Below are 3,634 nucleotides of genomic sequence, written 5' to 3'. Positions count from 1 at the left end.
CTTTCGGAGATTTTGGTGTGGACATCACCCTGGGCGGCAACCAGCGCTACGCCCGCAACGACTACAACAGCGTGACAGTACAAGATTTCATTCAACCCGGCCTTTACACCGTAATGAATGGCCGCATCAAAGACCCGCTGTACCGCCTGTCGGAGAAAAAGATCAACTCGCTTTTCGGCGCGGCGACTTTCTCCTACAAGGAATTCCTGTACCTGGGTGTGACGGCCCGCAACGACTGGTTCTCGACGCTGGCCCCGGCCAACCGCAGCATCCTGTATCCGTCCGTCACGGGTAGTTTCGTGTTCTCGCAGGCATTCGAAGGGCTACCTAGCTGGATCAGCTTCGGCAAGCTACGGGCGGCTTACGCACAGGTGGGTTCCGATAACGTGAACCCCTATTCCAACGCGCTGTATTACGAAGTTGAAAACAACTCTTTCCCCAATCCTTCGGGTCAGTTGGTACCGGTCGGCGGCATCAACACGGGCACGGTTCCCAACAAGAATCTGCGTCCGCTCCGCATTCAGGAGGCCGAGGCGGGTATCGAGTTGAAGATGTTCGAGAACAAGATTGGTCTCGACTTCACTTATTATCACAAAACGACTGACGACCAGATTCTGGCCGCGCAGATTTCCGACGCGTCTTCGTACACCAGGAAGCTCATCAACGTGGGCCGCAGTATGAACCAGGGCGTCGAAATGCTGCTGACGTTTGCGCCCGTGGTGACCAAAGACTTCCGCTGGGACGTGAGCGCGAACGCCTCCTATAACACCTCGAAAGTATTGAAGCTGGGCTTGTCGGACAACGACACGATCATCACTGTGAGCAGTGGCGGTGGCCGGACGCTCAACCAGGTAGTTGGCAAGCCGCTGAGTCAGATATACACCTTCACCTATCGCCGCGACGAACAGGGCCGCAAGGTGTTCGACCCCAAGAGCGGCTTCCCGCTGCGCAACAACGTGCAGCAGAACTTCGGCTCGGCGCTACCCAAGTACTTCGGCGGCATCACCAACACCTTCACGTACCGGGGCATATCGCTGTCCACGCTGATCGACTTCAAGCTGGGTCACAAGATGATTGCGGGCCGCAACATCAACTACGTGCGCCACGGCCTGTCGAAGCGGACGCTGCCGGGCCGCGACGTGGGCTACGTTATCGGCGAAGGCGTGAACCCCAACGGCGAAATTAACCAAACCAGGGCGTTGGTGCAGCCGTTCTACGAGTCGCTCAACCCGCAGGGCATCAACGAGGACTTCGTCTTCAACGCCGGATTCTGGAAACTGCGCCAGATCACGCTGGGCTACGATTTCACCAGGCTATTGGGCGAACGCTCGTTCGTGAAAGGTTTGAAGCTGAACGCCGTGGCCAACAATGTACTGATCATCAAGAAATGGACGGAAAACATGGATCCCGAAGAAGCCCTCAACTCTTCGGACAACGCCGTAGGACTAGACTTCTGGCCCGGCCTCCCGCCGACAAGGAGCATGGGCTTTAACCTAAACGTAAGGTTTTAGTGTCAATTTTGAATGAGTGAATGATAGAATGAGTGAATAAAAAATCACTCCATATAACAGTACGTGACTTCGTTAGAATAGAAAAATAGAAATCGGAGTCCAGTATTCACTCATTCACTCATTCTATCATTCAAAATTAAAATACACATGAAAAAGCTAACCATACTCTTCTCCATCGCCATCTGCCTGTTCGCCACTTCCTGCGACGAGGGCTTTGACGAGATCAACACCAATAAGGTGGACCCTACTTCGCTGGCACCTTCGTTTGTGCTGAACAAGGCCATTATTAGCACGACTTACCTCGATGGCGGCTCCACGCTGGGCATGCTAACGTACCACTTCCCAATTGTGCAGCAAATCGTGACGCCTTACGGTAGTTCGCTGTCGGGCGGCAACTACGATCAGATCAACAACAGCAACACCGACCGCGTATGGACCAACTTCTACCGCAACGTGGTGAAGCAGTTGGTCGCGGTGCTGGATCAGACCAAGGGCGATCCTAAGCAGTCGAACATTTACAACCAGGCTCGTATCTGGAAAGCCTATACATTTATGATTCTGACGGATACGTACGGCGATATTCCATATTTCGAGGCGGGCCAGGGCTTTACGACCGAAATCATCACGCCTAAGTACGACAAGCAGGAAGCAATTTATAAGGACATTCTGAAAGAACTCGACGAGGCCACTGCCGCCCTGACGACCGCCCAAGCCGCCGTGACGACGGACATCCTGTACGGTGGCAACGTGGACAAGTGGAAAAAGCTGGGCAATTCCTTCCTGCTCCGCGCCGCCATGCGCCTATCGAAAGTGGATCCGGCCACGGCCCAGACCTTTGTAAAAAAAGCCGTGTCGGGGGGAGTGTTTCAATCCAACGCCGACAATTCCATTATCCGGCACACGGCGATTTATAACAACTACATCGCTAACCACCTGGCGGCCCGCGAGAAGACGAACTTCTACCTCGCCGCGCCCTTTGTGAATTTTCTGAAAGAAAACAACGACCCGCGTTTGCCCGTGTTTGCGGTGCGCTACGTGGGGGCCAAAGGCGGGCCAGAACAAAACGCCGCCCGTGCATCTTCCGACCCGAAAGTACAGGTGGGGATGCCAATGGGCTACAACGACGTGTCGATCAGCACGACCTTCGCGACCAACGGCGTCGTGAGCCTGTGGGATTACTCGCAGGTGAACCTCAGCACGGTGCTGAAACTGGACGCGCCCGAGTTCCACATCACCTACGCGCAGGTGCAGCTCCTGCTGGCCGAGGCCGCCTTCCGTGGCTGGGTAAGTGGCACGGCGGCTGAGTATTTTGCTAAGGGCATCCGGGCCAACATGGAGCAAATGGCCGCTTATGGGGCCAATGCGGCTATTCCCGAAGCCGCCATCAAAGCCTATCTCGACACCCACCCCCTAACTGCAGGCAAGGAGTTAGAGCAAATCAACACGCAGTACTGGGTTGCCGCCTTCCTGGATGGCAATGAAGCCTGGGCCAACTTCCGCCGCAGCGGCTTCCCAGCTTTGAAGAAAAACCCCTATCCCGGTTCCGAAATCAAGGGCGACTTCATCCGCCGCCTGCCCTATCCCGACAGCGAACTGACGGTGAACGTCGGCAGCGTCAACGAAGCCATCAGCCGTCAGGGGCCAAATGATTTGGACACGCGGGTGTGGTGGGACAAAAAACTTTAATTTTGAATGAGTGAATGATAGAATGAGTGAATAAAGGGCTTATGCACTTGAAGTCACAGAATTTTCTGTTGTAAGTATTCTATCATTCACTCATTCTATCATTCAAAATTAAAAGATGAAACGACGCGATACAATTAAAACTATCGGCGGCTCAGCAGGGCTATTAGGACTCTTTGGTGGGATTTCCACCGCCGAGGCGCGGGAAGCCGCAGGGACGCCAGCCTATGCGGCGGCTATGAAGCCCGTTAAAATTACTAAGGTGCGGGCGATTGCTACCGCGCCGCAGGGTTCCAATTTGATTGTGGTAAAAGTCGAAACCTCCGAGCCGGGTTTGTATGGTTTGGGCTGCGCGACGTTTACGCAGCGTGCCGCTGTGGTACTTCCCGCCATCAATACCTACCTCGATGAATTCTGCAACGGTAAGGATGCGGACAACA

At 54.5% G+C, this 3,634-nt stretch carries 2 protein-coding genes and 1 pseudogene; all 3 read left to right on the top strand.

The window, feature by feature from the left end:
* Nucleotides 1-1,511 (top strand): outer membrane beta-barrel protein (locus tag ACEW8P_RS24510; RefSeq protein WP_373515693.1); only part of this gene is annotated, 1,511 nt, incomplete at its 5' end.
* 147 nt (nt 1,512-1,658) lie between these two features.
* On the top strand, nt 1,659-3,197 hold the full coding sequence (locus ACEW8P_RS24505; protein WP_373515692.1) for a SusD/RagB family nutrient-binding outer membrane lipoprotein: 1,539 nt from the start codon (nt 1,659-1,661) through the stop codon (nt 3,195-3,197).
* 115 nt (nt 3,198-3,312) lie between these two features.
* Nucleotides 3,313-3,634: pseudogene (locus tag ACEW8P_RS24500) on the top strand (starvation-sensing protein RspA); the annotation flags it as partial.

The sequence above is a fragment of the Persicitalea sp. genome, from assembly GCF_041751555.1.
Taxonomy (GTDB): domain Bacteria; phylum Bacteroidota; class Bacteroidia; order Cytophagales; family Spirosomataceae; genus Persicitalea.
This window is presented reverse-complemented; position numbering and strand designations above follow the sequence as displayed.

What these genes read in the sequence shown, in the direction of transcription:
- ACEW8P_RS24505 (WP_373515692.1), top strand. Translation starts at nt 1,659, where the DNA reads ATGAAAAAGCTAACCATACTCTTCTCCATCGCCATCTGCCTGTTCGCC.